Annotated in this window: 14 protein-coding genes and 1 tRNA gene; all 15 read left to right on the forward strand. The window is 49.7% G+C overall.

Going from position 1 to position 18,094, the window contains the following annotated elements; translation table 11 throughout:
- The first annotated feature begins 26 nt into the window (after positions 1-26).
- Complete coding sequence (gene tolB / locus NOC_RS00930) at positions 27-1,295, forward strand: Tol-Pal system beta propeller repeat protein TolB (RefSeq protein WP_002812770.1); 1,269 nt, start codon at positions 27-29, stop codon at positions 1,293-1,295.
- Positions 1,296-1,328: 33 nt separating this feature from the next.
- The gene (gene pal / locus NOC_RS00935; protein ID WP_002812910.1) at positions 1,329-1,892 is read left to right on the forward strand and encodes a peptidoglycan-associated lipoprotein Pal; all 564 of its coding nucleotides are present in this window, start codon (positions 1,329-1,331) and stop codon (positions 1,890-1,892) included.
- Positions 1,892-2,665 (forward strand): tol-pal system protein YbgF, encoded by a 774-nt coding sequence (gene ybgF / locus NOC_RS00940; protein WP_002813219.1) that lies wholly within the window; start codon positions 1,892-1,894, stop codon positions 2,663-2,665. Before pal ends, ybgF begins: the two co-directional genes overlap by 1 nt.
- A 310-nt stretch (positions 2,666-2,975) precedes the next feature.
- Complete coding sequence (queE, locus tag NOC_RS00945) at positions 2,976-3,617, forward strand: 7-carboxy-7-deazaguanine synthase QueE (RefSeq protein ID WP_002814087.1); 642 nt, start codon at positions 2,976-2,978, stop codon at positions 3,615-3,617.
- Positions 3,614-4,288 (forward strand): 7-cyano-7-deazaguanine synthase QueC, encoded by a 675-nt coding sequence (queC, locus tag NOC_RS00950; RefSeq protein ID WP_002813595.1) that lies wholly within the window; start codon positions 3,614-3,616, stop codon positions 4,286-4,288. Before queE ends, queC begins: the two co-directional genes overlap by 4 nt.
- 55 nt (positions 4,289-4,343) lie before the next feature.
- Positions 4,344-4,419 (forward strand) — tRNA-Lys (locus NOC_RS00955).
- 395 nt (positions 4,420-4,814) lie between these two features.
- Complete coding sequence (locus NOC_RS00960; protein ID WP_244859998.1) at positions 4,815-6,008, forward strand: TolC family protein; 1,194 nt, start codon at positions 4,815-4,817, stop codon at positions 6,006-6,008.
- A gap of 299 nt (positions 6,009-6,307) precedes the next feature.
- Positions 6,308-7,456, forward strand: coding sequence for an efflux RND transporter periplasmic adaptor subunit (locus NOC_RS00965; RefSeq protein WP_002813311.1), 1,149 nt, complete (start codon positions 6,308-6,310; stop codon positions 7,454-7,456).
- 4 nt (positions 7,457-7,460) lie between these two features.
- Positions 7,461-10,598 carry an efflux RND transporter permease subunit gene (locus NOC_RS00970; RefSeq protein WP_002813086.1) on the forward strand — a complete coding sequence of 1,046 codons (3,138 nt, stop codon included), beginning with the start codon at positions 7,461-7,463 and terminating at the stop codon, positions 10,596-10,598.
- A gap of 386 nt (positions 10,599-10,984) precedes the next feature.
- Positions 10,985-11,764 carry a class I SAM-dependent DNA methyltransferase gene (locus NOC_RS00975; protein ID WP_002813054.1) on the forward strand — a complete coding sequence of 260 codons (780 nt, stop codon included), beginning with the start codon at positions 10,985-10,987 and terminating at the stop codon, positions 11,762-11,764.
- 52 nt (positions 11,765-11,816) lie between these two features.
- Entirely contained in the window at positions 11,817-12,314 is a 498-nt protein-coding gene (locus tag NOC_RS00980; RefSeq protein WP_002813801.1) for a hypothetical protein, read from the forward strand.
- 91 nt (positions 12,315-12,405) lie between these two features.
- On the forward strand, positions 12,406-13,584 hold the full coding sequence (locus NOC_RS00985) for an NAD(P)/FAD-dependent oxidoreductase (RefSeq protein WP_002813813.1): 1,179 nt from the start codon (positions 12,406-12,408) through the stop codon (positions 13,582-13,584).
- A 96-nt stretch (positions 13,585-13,680) separates the two neighbouring features.
- Positions 13,681-14,298, forward strand: a complete 618-nt coding sequence (gene trhA, locus NOC_RS00990; RefSeq protein ID WP_002813229.1) for a PAQR family membrane homeostasis protein TrhA — start codon at positions 13,681-13,683, stop codon at positions 14,296-14,298.
- Positions 14,299-14,958: 660 nt separating this feature from the next.
- Positions 14,959-16,500 carry a spondin domain-containing protein gene (locus NOC_RS00995; protein WP_002813198.1) on the forward strand — a complete coding sequence of 514 codons (1,542 nt, stop codon included), beginning with the start codon at positions 14,959-14,961 and terminating at the stop codon, positions 16,498-16,500.
- A 276-nt stretch (positions 16,501-16,776) separates the two neighbouring features.
- The gene (locus NOC_RS01000; protein WP_002813760.1) at positions 16,777-18,045 is read left to right on the forward strand and encodes a cation:proton antiporter; all 1,269 of its coding nucleotides are present in this window, start codon (positions 16,777-16,779) and stop codon (positions 18,043-18,045) included.
- The last annotated feature ends 49 nt before the right edge of the window (positions 18,046-18,094 follow it).

Consider the following 18,094-nt stretch of genomic DNA (forward strand, 5'->3'; position numbering starts at 1 on the left):
CGAGAGTTTGGTGTAAAATTATAGGGATGTTGGCGCTGCTAGTGTGGCTAGTGTCTTCGCCCAGTGTTTTTGCCGTGCTCACCATTGAAATCACCGGTGGCACGGAAGCAGCGTTACCTATTGCCATTGTCCCCTTTCAGAATGAAGGGAGCACTCCCCCTGAGAATGTGGCCGCTGTCATCGCTGCCGATTTGGCCCGCAGCGGGCGCTTTGCCCCGTTGCCAGAGGAAGACCTGATTTCCCGCCCTCGCAATGCTTCTGATATCCAGTTCCAGGATTGGCGGCGGCTGGGTTCGGAAGGGTTGGTGATTGGAAAGGTGATCTCTTTAGGTGCGGACCGTTATGAAGTGCGCTTTCAACTCTTTGATATCTATAAGGAAGAGCAATTAGTAGGACGCCGTTACCAAGTTCCAGCGGCAGGACTGCGCCATCTAGCCCATCAAATTGCTGATCTTATCTACGAGACCTTGACCGGTGAAAAAGGAATTTTTACTACTCATATTGCCTTTGTGACCGTTTCTAGGGCTGCCCATGGAGCTAAACAATATTCCCTGCAAGTAGCCGATGTAGATGGCCATAATCCCCATACTATTCTGCGCTCGAAGGAACCCATTTTATCGCCGGCCTGGTCCCCCGATGGGACTCAGCTCGCCTATGTGTCCTTCGAGCGCAGGCGCTCGGAAGTTTTCGTTCAGGAATTGCGCACAGGGCAGCGACAATCCGTAGCCTCTTTTTCTGGGATTAACAGCGCCCCCGATTGGTCTCCGGATGGAGGCAAACTTGCTCTGGTCCTCTCCAAGGAAGGTAATCCGGAAATTTATATTCGTGATTTGGCAACCGGCAGGCTTACCCGTCTTACCCATAATACTGCCATTGATACCGAGCCCGCTTGGGCGCCTGATGGAGGGAGTATTGTCTTTACTTCGGATCGGGGAGGGCGGCCTCAACTTTATCAGATTCCGGTTTCAGGGGGACGAGCGCAACGTTTAACCTTCGATGGAGCCTATAATGCTTCTGCTTCGTTTGCGCCGGACGGCCGCCGCTTGGCTTTAATTCATGGGGATAAGGGACAGTTTCATATTGCCGTATTGAATTTACAAAGTAAGGAATTGCAGGTGCTGACCGAGACTCGGATGGATGAATCACCAAGCTTTGCCCCCAATGGCCGAATGATTCTTTATGCCACCTCGAGTCCTCAGGGAGGCGTCTTAGCCGCCGTCTCCACCGACGGTCGGGTTCGCCAGCGTTTAGCGCAGCAAGGTGATGAAGTCCGGGAACCCGCCTGGTCCCCTTGAACTAAAAAATAGAATCTTTAAGGAGCTCTAGCGATGCGTCTAGTTATTCTCTTTTTTCTGCTAGCGGGGATTTATGGGTTAGTGGGATGTGCGGGCGGTACCGCTACCACTCAAGGCGGGCCTCCGGATGTTGTCGTGGAGGAACGAGGCGCTTCCCCTTATCCTGAAGGTGAAGCCTTGGAAGAGGAAAGCGCCACCACCTGGGGAATCGGCGAAGGAGCCGCCTATCAAGGCGATCCCCTGGCCGATCCTGCTAGTCCTCTGGCCAGCCGGGTGGTTTACTTTGAATTTGATAGCAGCGAGATTCAGCAAGATGATCGGCCCATTGTGGAAGCTCATGGCGGTTATCTGGCAAAACACCCCGATATCAAGGTGACTCTGGAAGGCCATACTGATGAGCGGGGTTCTCGAGAATATAATTTGGCTTTAGGCGAACGGCGGGCCAACGCGGTGCGCAGTTTAATTCTTTTGATGGGAGCCTCGGAAGACCAAGTTGAAGTAGTAAGCTATGGTGAGGAGCGGCCAGCAGTGGATGGCCAGGATGAAGGTGCTTGGCAGCTCAATCGTCGGGTCGAAATCCTTTACCCAGGAGAGTAATGATGGTGTCGTGGTGTCGGGGCCGTTGGTTATTGGCGGGGGGGGTGCTGTGGGCCCAGCTATCAGTGGCATCTGGGGCTGAAGAGGTTGAGGTGATCGACCCAGGCGCATTGGAGCAGCGCCTGCAGCAGATAGAGCGTATCATCGAGGGACAGGGATTGTCTGAGTTGTTATCGCAGATGGCGGAATTGGAAGCTAACGTACGGCGGCTTCAGGGAGAGAGCGAGGAACTGCGGTATGAGATGGATAATCTCAAAAGACAGCAGCGGGAATTATACGTGGATTTGGACCGGCGGTTACAAAAATTAAGCACTTCCGGGGAAAGTTTATCCCCCCTCTTGCCCTCGGAGGCGACGGAAGAAGTTGCAGAGGAAGTGCTCGTTGATTCCGGGGAACAAACTTACCAGGCCGCCTTGGAATTGCTTAAGGAAGGGCGCTATGAAGAGGCAATTGCCGCGTTTGACCAGTTTCCACAGCAGTACCCCGATAGCCGTTACCGGCCCAATGCCCAATACTGGCTGGGAGAAGCCCGGTACATGCTGGGTGACTTTAATGCTGCCGCCGACACTTTTCAGGCCCTGGTGGAACAATACCCGGAGAGTGCCAAGGTTCCCGATGCGATGCTCAAACAAGGATTGGCTTATTATGAGTTAGCGCAATGGGAACAAGCAAAAGCTCAATTCCAGGCAGTCATGACCCGCTATCCCGCTTCTACCGCTAGCCGCTTAGCCGAAGAGCGTTTCGAGAAAATGAAGCGGGAAGGTCATCCTTGATTGCGTTAAAGGAATGTAGCGCTAAAAGAAATGTTTATTGGCGTACAAGATTGAGTTAAAGGCTAGGGTGCGAACCAAACTAAAAATATTTAGACAAACCGTGCAGATCTCTAGATGGCATTGCTATAACAAGCGGCTGAAGTCCTTCTCCATGCCTGAGAATAAGTGGGGTAATCCAGCGGGCGTGCCTGCTTGCGTGTGCCCCCCACAGGCAGGGGCGTAGAACACGCGTAAGACTCGTATAAGACCGCTCCGGCGGCAGTGAGGTTGGCGAGGCAAGTAAGAGACTAGATTTTTATGAACGGTTACTATGAAACGTCTGCGTATTACTGAAATTTTTTATTCCCTACAGGGAGAAGCCCGCAGCGTTGGGTGGCCCACGGCGTTCGTGCGTTTAACCGGTTGCCCCCTCCGCTGCCATTACTGCGATACTGAATATGCCTTCCAAGGCGGGCGCTGGATGGCGCTGGACGGAATTCTTGACGCTGTTGCAGAATTTGGGGTCCGTCATGTCACCGTGACCGGCGGCGAGCCTCTAGCTCAATCAGCTTGCCTAGGACTTTTAACCCGGCTCTGCGATGCTGGGTATGAGGTCTCTTTAGAAACTAGTGGCGCCTTGGATATCTCGGCTGTTGATCGCCGGGTGATCAAGGTTATGGACTGGAAAACGCCAGGCTCAGGGGAAGAAGCCCGTAATCTTTCTACTAATCTTGAGCACCTCTCTTCCCAGGACCAGGTAAAGTTGGTGCTTTGTAACCGTCATGATTATGATTGGGCCAAGGGAGTCCTTGAGCGTCATCGTTTGACTGAGTATTGTGAAGTTTTGTTTTCCCCCAGCTACGAGCAATTGAGTCCCACTGATCTAGCTGACTGGATACTAGCAGATCATTTGCCCGTGAGGATGCAGATTCAGCTGCATAAATACCTTTGGGGGGAGGAGCCGGGACGATGACTGCTCCCAAAGCGGTAGTCTTAGTCTCTGGGGGCCTGGATTCAGCCACGGTGCTAGCCATTGCCCGGGAGCAGGAGTTTATTTGCCACACCCTAAGTTTTAATTATGGCCAGCGGCACCGGGTTGAGCTCCAGGCGGCTGCTGAGATTTCTCGCCGGATGGGAGCGGTAGAGCATAAACGTATCACCATCGATTTGGGAGGATTCGGGGGGTCGGCGCTGACGGACCCTAGTATGGCTGTACCGGAAGCATCCAGCGGGGCCATACCCATTACCTACGTACCTGCGCGGAATACGGTTTTTTTATCGTTTGCCTTGGGTTGGGCTGAAGTATTGGGAGCCCAAGATATCTTCATTGGCGTCAATGCGGTGGATTACTCGGGTTATCCTGATTGCCGCCCAGCGTTTATTAAGGCTTTTGAACATCTGGCTAAACTTGCCACCTGCGCAGGCTTGGAAGGGCGGGCATTTCGCATTCAAGCTCCGCTTCTTCATCTATCCAAGGCAGAGATTATCCGGGAAGGGATGCGCTTGGGAATTGATTATTCTCGCACGATTTCTTGTTATCAAGCGGATGAGAATGGGCGGGCTTGCGGAGTCTGTGATTCTTGCCGGTTCCGCAAGCAGGGCTTTTGGGATGCGGGTGTGCCCGATCCTACCCGTTACCATTAAAAACCTTTAAGATTTTCGTCAACTCAGGTAAAATTGCGTCCTTAATCCTACTGCGGGGCCGTTAGCTCAGTTGGTAGAGCACCGGACTTTTAATCCGTGTGTCGGAGGTTCGAATCCTCCACGGCCCACCAAATAAATCAGTATCCTTTCTTCCAATCCGGTTATTTTCAGGTATTCTCCATACTTAACGCTTTATTAGCTCACATATTAAAGATACCGGAAGCATTCCTGCAATCTTCTCTCTTTGCGCCGAAATCACAACGGTAAGCTTATCCTATCGTTGGACGATTAATAAGGATGCAGGAAATTAAAAGAGTACCTCCCTTCAGGTGTTGTGCATCCCAAATATGAATTGATTGAGGTAGAAGAAAGCCGGTTTTTGTGGCGGATGATAAGATGAATGATGGTTAAAAGACGGTATTAGCCCAAAACCGAGTTTCCTGTTTAAGTTTTCATACGAATAGTCGAGAAAATGCGACCGGTAATTGTGATATCCAGCTACCTCCTTTCTTGCGGAGGGCTAATTTTGGCGTTGACCTATTCAACTATAGGGGCGGCTGCCTACACACTGACATTGGAGGATGTGTTGGCGCTGGCGCAAGGCAATCCGAATATTGTCGCTGCCCAGGCCCAACAGGATGCCGCTTCCGCAGCGCTACAGACAGCGCGCGCCTATCCCAATCCTGAAGCCCAATTAATGGCGGGACCTTCCAAGGCGCTCGCACCGGGAACGCCTGGTGGCCTCAGCGCTTTTGCGCAGATTGCCCAGCCTATTGAACTTCCCAGTGTTCGTTCATCCCGTGCACGTGGTGCAATGGCAGGGCTGGAGACGGCTCAGGCGGCTACGTCTAACGTGAGCCTCGCTATTCTAGCCCAAGCGAAGCAGGCTTTTTATGAAATTCTGCGGCGGCAGAATGAGGCGGAGGTTGCTATACAAAATCAGGCTTTGCTAGAGCAAATTCGGGATCGGGTAAAATTGCGGGTAGAGACGGGAGAGGCTCCCCGCTATGAATTTGTTAAGGCTGAAGCGGAAGTTTTAAGCGCTATTAAAAACCGTGAACGGGCTCAACTGCAGATTAATAGCGCCAAATCGATGTTGCGGGCACTGATCGGAGCAAGCTTACCTATAGATTTTGAAGCCAAAGGCAAATTGGCCGTGCCCAAGGATGTTCCCTCTGTTGAGAAGCTTCGTAGTCTGGTGCTTGAGCGCCATCCTGCGATTATTCAAATTCAGGGCCAGATGCGGCAAGCGCAGGCGCAGCTAAGGCTTGAACAAAATCTTAGATATCCCCAACCTACCTTCATGGCAAGCTTTCAGCGGGCTCCAGATCTGGATCAGTGGCTTTTCGGATTTGCTATTCCATTGCCCCTATGGAACCAGCGTCAAGGACCTATAGCGGCAGCTGCTGCTGAGCTCAAACAGAGCGAGGCCGCCGCGGAGCAGCAGCGCTTGGTTTTATTGCGGGAGATTGAAATTGCTCACACTCGTTACCGGATTGCGGCCCGGCAGGAGGAAGCTTTTGAAACGGGCCTGCTCAAAGAGGCGGAGTATGCTCTTAAGGTTGCTGAAACCGCTTACCGTCAAGGGGCGCGGGGTATTCTTGATTACCTGGATGCTCAGCGTATTTACCAAACAGTTCGCCAAGACTATATTAATGCCCGCTTTGATAAGCAAATGGCCTATATCGAAATTGAACGCCTACTTGCCAGTGACTTATGAACTATTTGGAGTTTCGCCATGACTAATAGCAGTTTTGTTTCTACCTGTCTGCGTGCGGACACGCACAGGCAGGCAAAACTTTATCAGCCTAGAGAATTCGCGGTTCTCTGCGGCCTTCGGCGAAGGGTTTTTCTTGGCTTCCGTTGGTTGGCTGCTCCTCGCGCTTTCACTTTGGGTGCTCTCCACCCTAGGTTCCGTGAACAAGCGCATGCTAGCGCGAATTCATGGCGAAAAGCTGGCCCTAGCGCTCGATGCGCCGTTTCACGGCGCATCGAGCGCTAGGGGGTCATTAAATATCCATGTTTAATTCTAATGCCATGCAAGTGTTTGTCCTTGCCCTTGTCTTCAGCCTCGTGTTGTTTCCCTCTTGCTTGGTTGCCGAGGGGCCAAGTCCTTCCCTTGATAGCGCTAACACTATCGAGGTCTCTGATATACTGGCCCAGCAGCTCAAGGTCAGGCCAGTGGGGCACGGTCGTGTCCGGGATACGCTGCGTTTGCCGGGCCGTGTCCAGCTTGATGAGCAACGCCTGGCGCGGATTGGGGCTTCCGTTACTGGCCGGATCACCGCGCTGTACGCTATTTTGGGCCAGGAAGTACAGCGGGGCGATATTCTGGCTGAGCTTAACAGCACCGAACTTGGAGCGGCGCAGGCCGCCTACCTTAAAGCTTCCTCCCAAGTCAGTTTGCGTAAATTAGCGGTTAGCCGGGCCCAACGCCTGCTGGCCGGGGATGTGATTGGCTCCGCCGAACTCCAGGAACGGGAAGGTGAACTCGTTGCAGCCGAGGTAGAAATGCAGGCAGGAGCTGACCAGCTCCGGGTGCTGGGAATGAGCGACAGAAGTATCAAGCAGCTCACCCGTAATGGGCAAATTGATTCTCACTCCCATATTACCGCGACCCTAAGTGGCACGGTGATCGACCGGCGCATCAGCCTTGGGCAGGTCGTGCAACCCTCGGATACGCTTTATACGATTGCCGATCTTTCCCATGTATGGTTAGTGGCTCAAATCCCGGAGAACCAAGCTTACTTGGTTCAGGAGGGCCAGGAGGCAGAAGCGGAAATACCAGCTCTGCCTGGCCCCTCAGCCACAGGCCAGCTTATTTATGTTGCCGATGTGGTGGACCCGAATACCCGCACCGTTACGATGCGAATGGATGTTCCTAATCCCCAGGGGCAAATTAGACCCAATATGCTGGCCTCAATAGTTATTCATACCCGAGCCGCGCCTGAACTCGTGGTTCCAGCTCAAGCTATCGTGCGCCAAGGCAGAGAGGATTTCATTTTCGTGCAGAGCGATCCTCGGCATTTCACGCTTCGCCCCGTTAAGTTAGGTCCTAATGGAGGCGAATTTCGAGGGGTAGTGAGCGGATTAACAGTCGGTGAACCTATTGTAGTGGAAGGGGCTTTTCACTTAAATAACGAGCGCTTGCGCCGCAATTTGGATTAGTTCTATGGTGAAATCTCTGATTCATGGCGCGCTTGAGCAGCGGGTCGTTATCGTAGTGGTAGCCCTTGTACTCTTAGGTTTTGGTTTGCGGGCACCTAGCCAACTTTCCATGGATGCCTTTCCGGATGTGACCAATATCCAAGTTCAGGTGGCTACCGAAGCTTTAGGTCGTTCCCCCGAGGAAATGGAACGATTTATCACCGTACCCGTTGAGATTGCGATGACGGGGCTCCCGGGCCTTACCGAAATGCGCTCCCTTAATAAAAGCGGGCTCTCGATTATTACCCTGGTTTTTACCGATGAGACGGATGTCTATTTTGCCCGGCAATTAGTAATGGAGCGCCTCATTGGTGTGCAAGATCGCTTGCCGCCGGGTGTTACCCCGGTACTTGGTCCGGTGTCAACTGGGCTTGGCGAAGTTTATCAATATACGCTCCAACGGCCGGACGATGGTGGCCGCGCCCTTACCCCTGCCGAGTTGATAGAACGACGCACCATCCAGGACTGGGTGGTGCGGCCCCTGCTGCGCAGTATCCCTGGGGTGGCGGAGATTAATTCTCAGGGAGGGTATGTTAAGCAATATCATGTTTTGGTCGATCCTGACCGGCTGCACCATTATCAGATCAGCCTTAAAGAGATTGAAGAGGCCCTAATCCGTAATAATGCCAATAGTGGCGGCGGCGTTCTGCCTCACTATGCGGAGCAATACTTAATCCGGGGTCTCGGCTTGATTGCTAGCATCGAGGATATTGGCAATATTATCCTCAAGGAGTTTGGGGGCACGCCTATTTATATCCGGGATGTGGCAAGCATTCGTATTGGGCACGAGGTTCGACAGGGCGCCATTATCAAAAATGGCGTGAGCGAGCAGGTATCAGGGATCGTATTGATGATTCGCGGCGGTAACGCCATGGAGGTAGTCGGGCGGGTCAAGGAAAAAGTAGCGGAGATCAATGAGCAAGGGCTGCTTCCTGGCGGGCTAGAAATTGTCCCTTATTATGACCGGACCGATTTGGTGGGGGCAGCGCTGAATACAGTCACCAAGACCCTGCTTGAAGGTGTTGTATTGGTCATCGTGATATTGTTTGTATTCCTCGGCGATATCCGCAGCAGCTTTATCGTCGTTTGCACCTTAGTGCTTACGCCGCTACTTACCTTCATGGTGATGAATCGTTATGGGATTTCGGCCAACCTCATGTCCCTGGGGGGGCTTGCCATTGCAATCGGGCTAATTGTGGATGGTTCCGTGGTGGTGGTGGAGAATACTTTTCGCTATTTGAGCGAGCGTAGAAATACCGGCGAAAGCAAGACCCGAATCGTCCTGGAGGCGGCGGTTGAAGTGGGCAAGCCGGTTATTTTCGGGGTAGGCATCATTATCGTGGTGTTCTTGCCCTTGTTTACCCTGGAGGGAATGGAAGGAAAAATTTTTGCGCCCCTGGCCCTTACCATTTCCATTGCCCTTTCTATTTCCCTGCTCCTATCCTTGGTTCTCTCGCCGGTGCTCTGTTCCTATGTGCTTAAAGGAGGAAGCGAGGAAGATACACGCCTAATCGCCTGGCTGAAAAGGGGGTATTTAAAACTCCTTGCTTGGGCACTTAATTGGCGCATTACCGTGGTTTTGAGCAGCGTGCTTCTTCTCGGCTTAGCGTTAAGTTTGTTTCCGTATTTAGGTAAATCCTTCATCCCGGTTATGAAGGAAGGCGCGCTCACACCACAGATCAACCGAGTGGCAGGGATGTCCCTCAGTGAGTCAATTCGCATGGAGATGTATGCAACCCGCCTTATTCGCGAAGTTCCCGGCGTGGAAATGGTGGTTTCCAAGCTTGGGCGTGGTGAGAGTCCTGCCGATCCGGTGGGGCCGAACGAGTCAGATCCCATTGTAACCCTTAAACCGCGGGCAGAATGGCCCGAGGGCTGGACCCAGGATGATATCGACGCGGCGATCCGTGATAAGCTTAAGGCTTTGCCGGGCGTGCAAATCGTTCTCAGCCAGCCCATTGCGGAACGGGTTGACGAAATGGTTTCTGGAGTCAAGTCGCAGCTGGCGATTAAACTTTTTGGTGATGATCTGTCCGCCTTAAAACGCACCGCGGATGATATTGCCCGCCTGCTAAGAACGGTTGAGGGAACCCGCGACTTACGAGTGGAACGGGTGAGCGGCCAACAATACCTTTTAGTTGATGTCAACCGCCATGCTATTGCCCGCCACGGGATCAATGTAGCCGATGTGCATAGTGTAATTGAAACCGCCATTCGGGGGAAAGTGGCGACTCATATCTATGAAGGCGAGCGGCGCTTTGCGGCGTTGGTGCGTTTTCCTGAAAGCAACCGTAATTCGCCCGAAGCTATCAGCAGGATTCTACTCACTTCAGCCAGTGGCGCTCGGGTTCCAATTGAGGATCTAGCTGATGTTCGGCTAGAGGAAGGCCCTGCCCGGATTAGCCGTGAGAGCGCCAAGCGCCGCATTGTCGTCGGCGCTAACCTTGTCGATCGGGATATGGGAGGGTACGTGGACGAAGTTCAGCAAAAGATTGCCGAGCAGATTAAGTTACCCGAAGGGTATTTCCTTGTATGGGGCGGCCAATTCGAGAATATGGAGCGGGCAATGGCGCGTTTGACGATCATTGTGCCATTAACCATTGCGATTATTTTCTTTCTTTTGTTTGTGCTGTTTAACACCGTTCGGTTAGCCGCTTTAATCATCCTGGTTCTGCCATTTGCCTCCATTGGCGGCATTGTTGCTCTTTTTCTTACGGGAGAATATTTATCTGTACCCGCCTCGGTAGGGTTTATTGCCCTTTGGGGCATCGCTGTTCTCAATGGAGTGGTGCTGGTCTCCTATATTCGTAGCCTGCGGGATGGGGGATTGGAGCAATGGGAGGCAATAGTGCAGGGGTGTGCCCAGCGTTTCCGTCCTGTCCTCATGACGGCGACCGTAGCCATGTTGGGATTAACCCCCATGCTGTTCGCAGAGGGTCCGGGATCAGAAGTACAACGGCCCTTGGCTGTGGTTGTTATCGGAGGATTGATTAGTTCGACCGCGCTCACCCTGATTGTGGTGCCTGTCCTCTACCGTTGGTTTGATGTGCGCCGCAGAGGGGAAGGCGGACAGGTTGAATTTGAGGGGAAAAGAGATTCATAGGGCTTTTTGAGGAATACCAATTGAAAATGGATTGATAATTCGCAGATCTTAGCCCTTTTTGCCTTTTATATCCCTACTGGCTACCCGTTACTTCGGCGGAATAGAAAATGAGAATCTCCCAAGGGCAGAAATTGTATCGTCGATTATATTTTAATCAATTCCCACACTCCACGCTGCTGACAGAGCCAATCAAATTCTTCGCGTAATAGATGCTGATTGGCTTTTGCTTCTATTCTTCCTATGATATGGCTATCACATAGTTTGACCTATTGCCGCCGCCTTGAAGAAAATTTGCGCGAGGCAATGGGGTTAACTGCCAAGCTATTTTACATTTAAGCGATAAATTTTGTTAGGCTTAAGAGCACTCAAATTAAACTGAGGAAGTAATGAGGAAAAGATACCGGATACAGTTCCCAAAAGCTAAATTATCTAGTTGCAAGCAAGACGAAGCTTACTTCTATCTTCAAGAAGAGAATGGCAGAAGAAAAATAAGATTTCATGATTATAGTGAAATTTATCAAAAACAAGATTTATACGAGCAAATCTTTTATGAGCGCCTGCAATGTTCATCCCCAAGCAAAGTATCCTCTATACTCGAAGCAGCGGTAAAACAGTCCCAAGATAATTTCTCTGAACTTCGGATATTAGATTTGGGCGCAGGTAATGGCATGATGGGGGATGAGCTAAAAAAACATGGGGTTTCCCGCTTAATAGGGATAGATATAGTTCCTGAAGCCTATGAGGCAACCATACGAGATAGACCAGGGATATATGATGCCTATTATGTTGAAGATTTCACAAGATTAGATAATGATAAAAAGGAGGAAATAAAAACCTGGAACTGTGATTGTATGGTAACAGTCTCCGCGCTTGGTTTTTCCGATATTCCAGCAAAGGTATTTATAGAGGCGTTTAACATTATTAAGAATGAGGGGTGGTTAGCCTTTAACATTAAAGAAACCTTTTTCAATATTAGTGACGAATCAGGTTTTTCAAAAATGATTCGGGAATTAATATTTTCTAAATATATTGATATATATTGTATTGAACGCTACCGGCATAGATTCTCAATAGATGGAGAGCCGTTATATTATTTCGCGGTTGCAGGAAGAAAAAATTTAGATATTCCCAGTAATTTTTTGGATTCAAAAAATATCCTAGCCTAAGCAAGCAGTAGATAATTTTTACGATTAAATTTAAATAAAGTAATTGCAGTTAATGAAGACTAAATCACCGCCGCTTTCAAGTTGGATTTTTATCGTTACTATCCTGTGGATAGGTTTCTTGCTTGCGATTAGCTTTATGGAAGCACCTCTTAAATTCTGTGCGCCTTCATTAACTTTACCCGTTGCCCTTGAAATTGGGTATATCGTTTTTCATGCTCTCAACCTTGTAGAAATTATATTTGCGGCCTTGATTCTTGCCGCTACCTATTTCGGCCTAACTTCTCGAAAATCTATCCTCTTTGCTGTTGGCGTTATAGGGATACTTATTATTCAGACTGTCCTTCTTTTTACCAAATTAGATGCAAGAACGCTTGCTATCATCAATGGTCTAGAAACTTCATCCACGCCGTACCATATTGTCTACATGGTAATGGAAGTTATCAAGTTAATAGGATTAGTGGTTTTAGCTTTTTATCAGCTGGGCGATTTTAGACTATCGGTTATAAAGTTAACCCGACAAAATCTAGAGAATCCTAATCGCGTCCGGTAACCAATAATTCTACCTTTTGGTATCTAGGGGAGAAGGTTAATTTCACAAGCATGGATGCCGCCCAGCAAAATTATTTCCCCAGGTGTTGCGTATGCCTCTATGGGATGTGGTGATTATCGGCGGTGGCGCCGCTGGTTTGATGTGTGCTATTGAGGCTGGTAAACGCCAGCGACGGGTATTGCTCATTGAGCACAGTAACCGTGTGGGCAAGAAGATTCTAATGTCTGGGGGCGGGCGCTGTAACTTCACTAACCTACACGTCAGGCCGGATAATTTTTTATCGGCTAATCCTCACTTCTGTAAATCCGCGCTGGCCCGCTATAGCCCGTGGGATTTTATCGCCATGGTAGAACGCCACGGTATTGCTTACCATGAGAAAGAATCCGGGCAGCTATTCTGCAACCAATCTTCAAAGTTAATCGTGAACATGCTGGTAGCGGAGTGTCAGCAAGTCGGGGTACGTATTGAATTGGGATCCAAGGTAACCACGGTGAAACATAGGTTCCCTGGCTTTGCTTTAGAAACCAGTCTAGGATCGGTTCAGGCATCCGCATTGGTCATTGCCAGTGGTGGCTTGTCCATCCCTAAAATGGGTGCTAGCGGTTTTGGTTATGAACTTGCTAAACGGTTTGGACATCGTATTCTTGCTACCCGTCCCGCCTTGGTGCCCCTGATCTTCACTGAAGAAGACTTGGAGCAATATCGGGACTTAAGTGGCATTGGACTATTAGCCGAAGTCGGCTGCAATAATCAGTATTTTACCGGCGGCATGTTGTTTACTCATCGAGGAATCAGCGGCCCGGCTATTTTACAGATCTCTTCCTATTGGCAGCTTTCTGATGAACTGGGGATAAATCTATTGCCAGGAACAGATGTTCTAGCATGGTTAACAGAGCGGCAGCGCAGTCGCCCTAGTGCCGAACTCAGGACAGTGCTCGCCAAATGCTTGCCAAAACGGTTGGCCCAGCGCCTCTGTAAATTAGTATTTGGCAGCTTTCCCCTGCGCCAATATTCTCCACTGGAATTGAGGGCAGTGGCCGAACGGCTCCAGTATTGGCGCTTTTATCCCAAGGGAACCGAAGGTTATCGCACGGCTGAGGTGACATTGGGTGGTGTCAATACCGATGAGCTTTCTTCGGCTACCATGGCCTCCAAAAAAGTGCCGGGACTATACTTTATCGGGGAAGTGGTGGATGTGACTGGTCATCTGGGTGGATTCAATTTTCAATGGGCTTGGGCATCTGGTCATGCGGCTGGGCAGGCGGTTTGAGGGCTAACCGAGAGAATTATTCACAATAAACTAAGAAGCCATATCAATTAAAATTCTCCTCCCAGTGCTTTGAATTGTTGAGAGTAGAGAAAAGATATGCAAGAAGGTGAGAAGTTTAACAGTATCAGTCACCTCGTAGGCGCAGTAGCAGCACTCGCAGGTTTAGTGGTGCTGGTAGTGTTGGCAGCACGCCAGGGTGATCCATGGAAGATCGTCAGTTTCAGCATCTACGGCACGACCTTATTTTTATCTTATCTTGCTTCCACCCTTTATCATGGCTCCGAGGGTAAGATTAAGCATATCTTCCGCAAGCTTGATCATCATACCATTTACCTGCTGATTGCCGGAACTTACACTCCTTTCACTTTAGTCACGTTACATGGCCCCTGGGGCTGGTCGTTATTTGGCATTATTTGGGGGCTGGCTGTTTTTGGGATGGTGGTGGACTCTCTACCGCACAAGGGACATAGAATACTCCCCGTTGCTATTTATCTCCTGATGGGCTGGCTTGTTCTGGTCGCATTGGTTCCTCTATTGCAGGCCCTGCCTTTTGCAGGCTTTATTTGGCTTTTGGCGGGCGGGCTATTTTATACGGTTGGCGTTATTTTTTATGCTTTAGATAAGAAGTTATCCTATGCCCATGGTCTCTGGCATTTATTCGTATTGGCAGGTGGTCTCACCCACTATCTAGCGATATTCTTTTATGTAGTATAGGGTTTAGCTTTCTTCTCGCCTTGATTCCCCTGATTTCGTGTAACTTCTTTCTTTCATCTCTCTTGTACTTAAAGGGTTGGGACTAGGGCGTGTCGACAATTGAGCCCCATGAGCGATGCAGTGATTAGGATTATGCCAAAAGAAATTAGTGCTTTTCTTGTACTACCGGTGGGTGATGGCTAAGTCACGATGTGTAGCCTTCATGAATCCATTAACTCAATTGATAGCACGCCCCAGATTAAGGGATAATTTTAATTTCTAACTGTGTCGCCTACCGCTCCGATAACATCCCAGCCTGCTGAATTATTTTCTAGGCATACCAAAAGGGTTTTTATGGGCTACTAATGCCTGGAGACATCTGGCGCACTACTATCTTACGCACCCCTGCAGCAAGAAGAAAATATGAACGGTTCGAGAATTACTTCGAGAAAAATCGGCACTAGCTGTTTAAAACAGCTATAACTATTAATAATCCCGCAATGGGATAAGTCGGAGACGATCATTAGTAGGCTGGAATAGACCGATTAATAGCGGCTCTAGGGATGCCTAGTGGGAGCAGCGGCATAATGCGTGGGATTTGCTAAGTTTTAATAGGCATGCCTATCCCAATAAAGCAGGCTAATGAAATTTTACTTTCTACCTTTGTGGAGAGGAAAGAATATGAAAAAATTTAACAGATCATCGAAACCTCTTTTTCCCCATGTGCTTCTAGCGCCGCTTGCGTTGAGCACGGGACTACTTGGCTTTGCTCCGTCAGCTCAGGCAGTTGAAGTCACCGTTACCATAGAAAACATTTCGCCATCCAGTGGACTGTTTTTAACGCCGGTCTGGGTTGGGTTTCATGATGGCAACTTCGATATCTATGATCTGAACACCCCCGCTTCCTCGGCGCTGGAACAGCTGGCCGAGGACGGTAATAATGCCCCCTTAAGCGCGGAATTTACCGCCAGTGTGCCTAATGGCCTGGATGCCACGATTGCCGATCCAAGTGGGATCCCAGGCCCCCTTGACCCAGGCAGCAGAGTTAGCGAAACATTTGATTTGAGTGCGGACAACCACCGTTTCTTTAGCTATGCGACCATGGTGATCCCCTCCAACGACGCTTTCATTGCTAATGCTAACCCCCAAGCCCATGAACTATTTGACGCCGGGGGGAGTTTCACCGGCCCGATTAGTTTCACCGTCTTAGGGACGCAGGTGAGGGATGCGGGAACGGAGGCCAATACAGAAACGGATGCGGCCTTCTTCGACCAGACAACTCCGGATAGCGGCACTTCTAGTACCGATCCCGTTTTGGTGCATCCTGGCTTTAATGGTTCATCTGGCAATCCCGGAGCTGTGCCCGTGAATATTCTTGGCGGCACTTCAAACGATGGGGTTTTCTTTGATTCCTTAGCGGCTGATTTTACCCAACCAAGCTATACCTTGGCTCGTATTACCATTACCGGCCCTGGAGATAAACTTTTTAATTTTGTCCTTGACGGCAACCAGGAAGTACCGCCTGTGGACACTCCAGCAAATGGAAGCTGCGTTGGGATTCTGAATAAGGATGAGACCGCCTTTACAGCTAATTGTCACCATACCGTCCAGGACGTGACAGTGGCTCACATTCACGAAGCGCCCGCTGGCGTGAACGGAGGTGTTATCTTCCCCTTTGCTTCTGCGGAAAGCCCCATTCAAGAAACTTTCAATTTTACAGCCGAGGACGTGGCTACCCTCATAGCCGGAAATTTCTACGTTAACGTCCATTCTGGAGATTTTCCCGGTGGGGAAGTTCGTGGCCAAATAGCAGCGCCTTTAAAGGGCAGTTTTAGCGGTTCCTGGTTCAATCCGAACCGAAGTGGGGAAGGTTTTCTCCTGGAAGTCACCAATAGCGATGATCCCACCCTGGTAGCCACCTGGTTTACCTATCCGCCTAGCGGCGATAGCGGAGCACAGGCGTGGTTGGTAGGCAGTGGGCCAATTAGGCTGAATGAGAGTATCATCACCAATACTGTCATCACGGAAGGAGCCGCGTTTGGAGATGATTTTGACCCTTCAGCCGTCAACCGGATTCCCTGGGGAACGCTGAAATTCACTTTCACCTCATGCACCACTGGGATCGTGGAATATGATTCGGTTAGAGAAGATTTTGGATCGGGCACATTTCACATCCAGCGTCTTACCCCGCCCCTCATTGGGCAAGAAGAGGATTGTCCCTAAAGGAGCGAGATAGGGATAGCCATGATTTAAGCATAGAATAAAAGGAGCAAACCAATAAGGCGTGCTGGGAGGAATCGCTTATAGTAGCTTAATTGAAGCAGCCTCCTCCTGCCTAGGTAAAAGGATTGCTTTAACCTCTTTAGGGTGATACGTTTCTTCATAGCGAATTCCTGCGCCCGTAGTATTGCCTGGTGTCGCAATCAATGCGGCCAATGATAGGCGGGCTCGCTATGAACACCCCCTTAAGATCCGTCTTAACTTTCCGAATATAAGGTAATGGATATACTTAATATTGCCACTACGCTGATTGTGCTGGCCGCATTCTTTGGCTATTTAAATGCCCGATTTTTAAAATTTCCGGATGCTATTGGGCTGATGCTCATTGCTATTCTGTTCTCCGCAGCCACAATAATGGCCGGTAGCATTTTTCCCGATATTCTTGAATTCGAGAAAGAACTGGTTACGCAAATAGACTTTAAGGAAATCTTGCTTGATGGTTTTTTGAGTATCATTCTTTTTGCCGGCGCCTTACACACTGATCTAAATTTACTTAGGACCATGCGCGGTCCTATTCTGATGTTTGCCACGTTAGGGGTGCTGCTCTCCACCTTCTTGGTGGCTGGAATGATGTTTGTCGGTTTTCAGGGGTTGGGTTTAGATGTTCCCTTTATTCATTGTTTATTGTTTGGCGCCCTCATTTCTCCAACTGATCCCATTGCGGTTTTGGGGATTTTGAAAAATGCTGGAGTATCCAAGGCATTGGAAATAAAAATAGTAGGAGAAAGCTTGTTCAATGATGGTATTGGAGTGGTGATATTTCTGACTATTTTCAGCATTGCTTTCCTTGGTAACGGAGAAATAAGTAGCGTTGATATTGCGCTATTGTTTTTTAAAGAGGTGGGCGGCGGTATTTTGCTGGGGTTTGGCCTGGGTTATCTTGCTTATTTTTTGATGAAATCTATTGACAGCTACCAAGTAGAAGTTCTGATTACCCTCGCCATCGTCCTTGGGGGTTATTGGTTGGCGCGCTACCTCCACTTTTCTGGTCCGCTTGCTATGGTTGTCGCAGGACTTATGATTGGCCATGAACGCTTTCGCTCCAGTGGTATGTCCAACATCACAGAGACTTACGTGGATAAATTTTGGGAATTACTCGACTTATCATTCAATGCCATCCTTTTTGTATTGATTGGTCTAGAGCTGACAATCATTTCTCTTGACGGCGAGTATCTGCTGGCAGGATTGCTGGCTATACCTGTCGTATTGCTAGCGCGCTATATGGCACTATTTTTTCCCATCCGCCTCTTTAAAAGACGCCTTGGGCTGGCTCCTCAAACAGGGATAATGATGACCTGGGGTGGTTTGCGCGGAGGCATCTCTATTGCACTAGCCTTGTCGCTCACTGCTTCCATGTCCCGTGAGCTACTTATTACGGTATGTTATATCGTGGTGGTGTTCTCTATTATAGTGCAAGGATTGAGCGTTGGGGGTTTGGCTAGGAAATACCGCAAGCGTTTAGAAGCCGCTGGACAACCTGCGGATTAGGCGTCATTGGATGGACCAAGTTGTATGGACTGTCAGTAAGCTACGAAAA

It is taken from the genome of Nitrosococcus oceani ATCC 19707 (genome assembly GCF_000012805.1).
In the GTDB taxonomy this organism is placed as follows: domain Bacteria; phylum Pseudomonadota; class Gammaproteobacteria; order Nitrosococcales; family Nitrosococcaceae; genus Nitrosococcus; species Nitrosococcus oceani.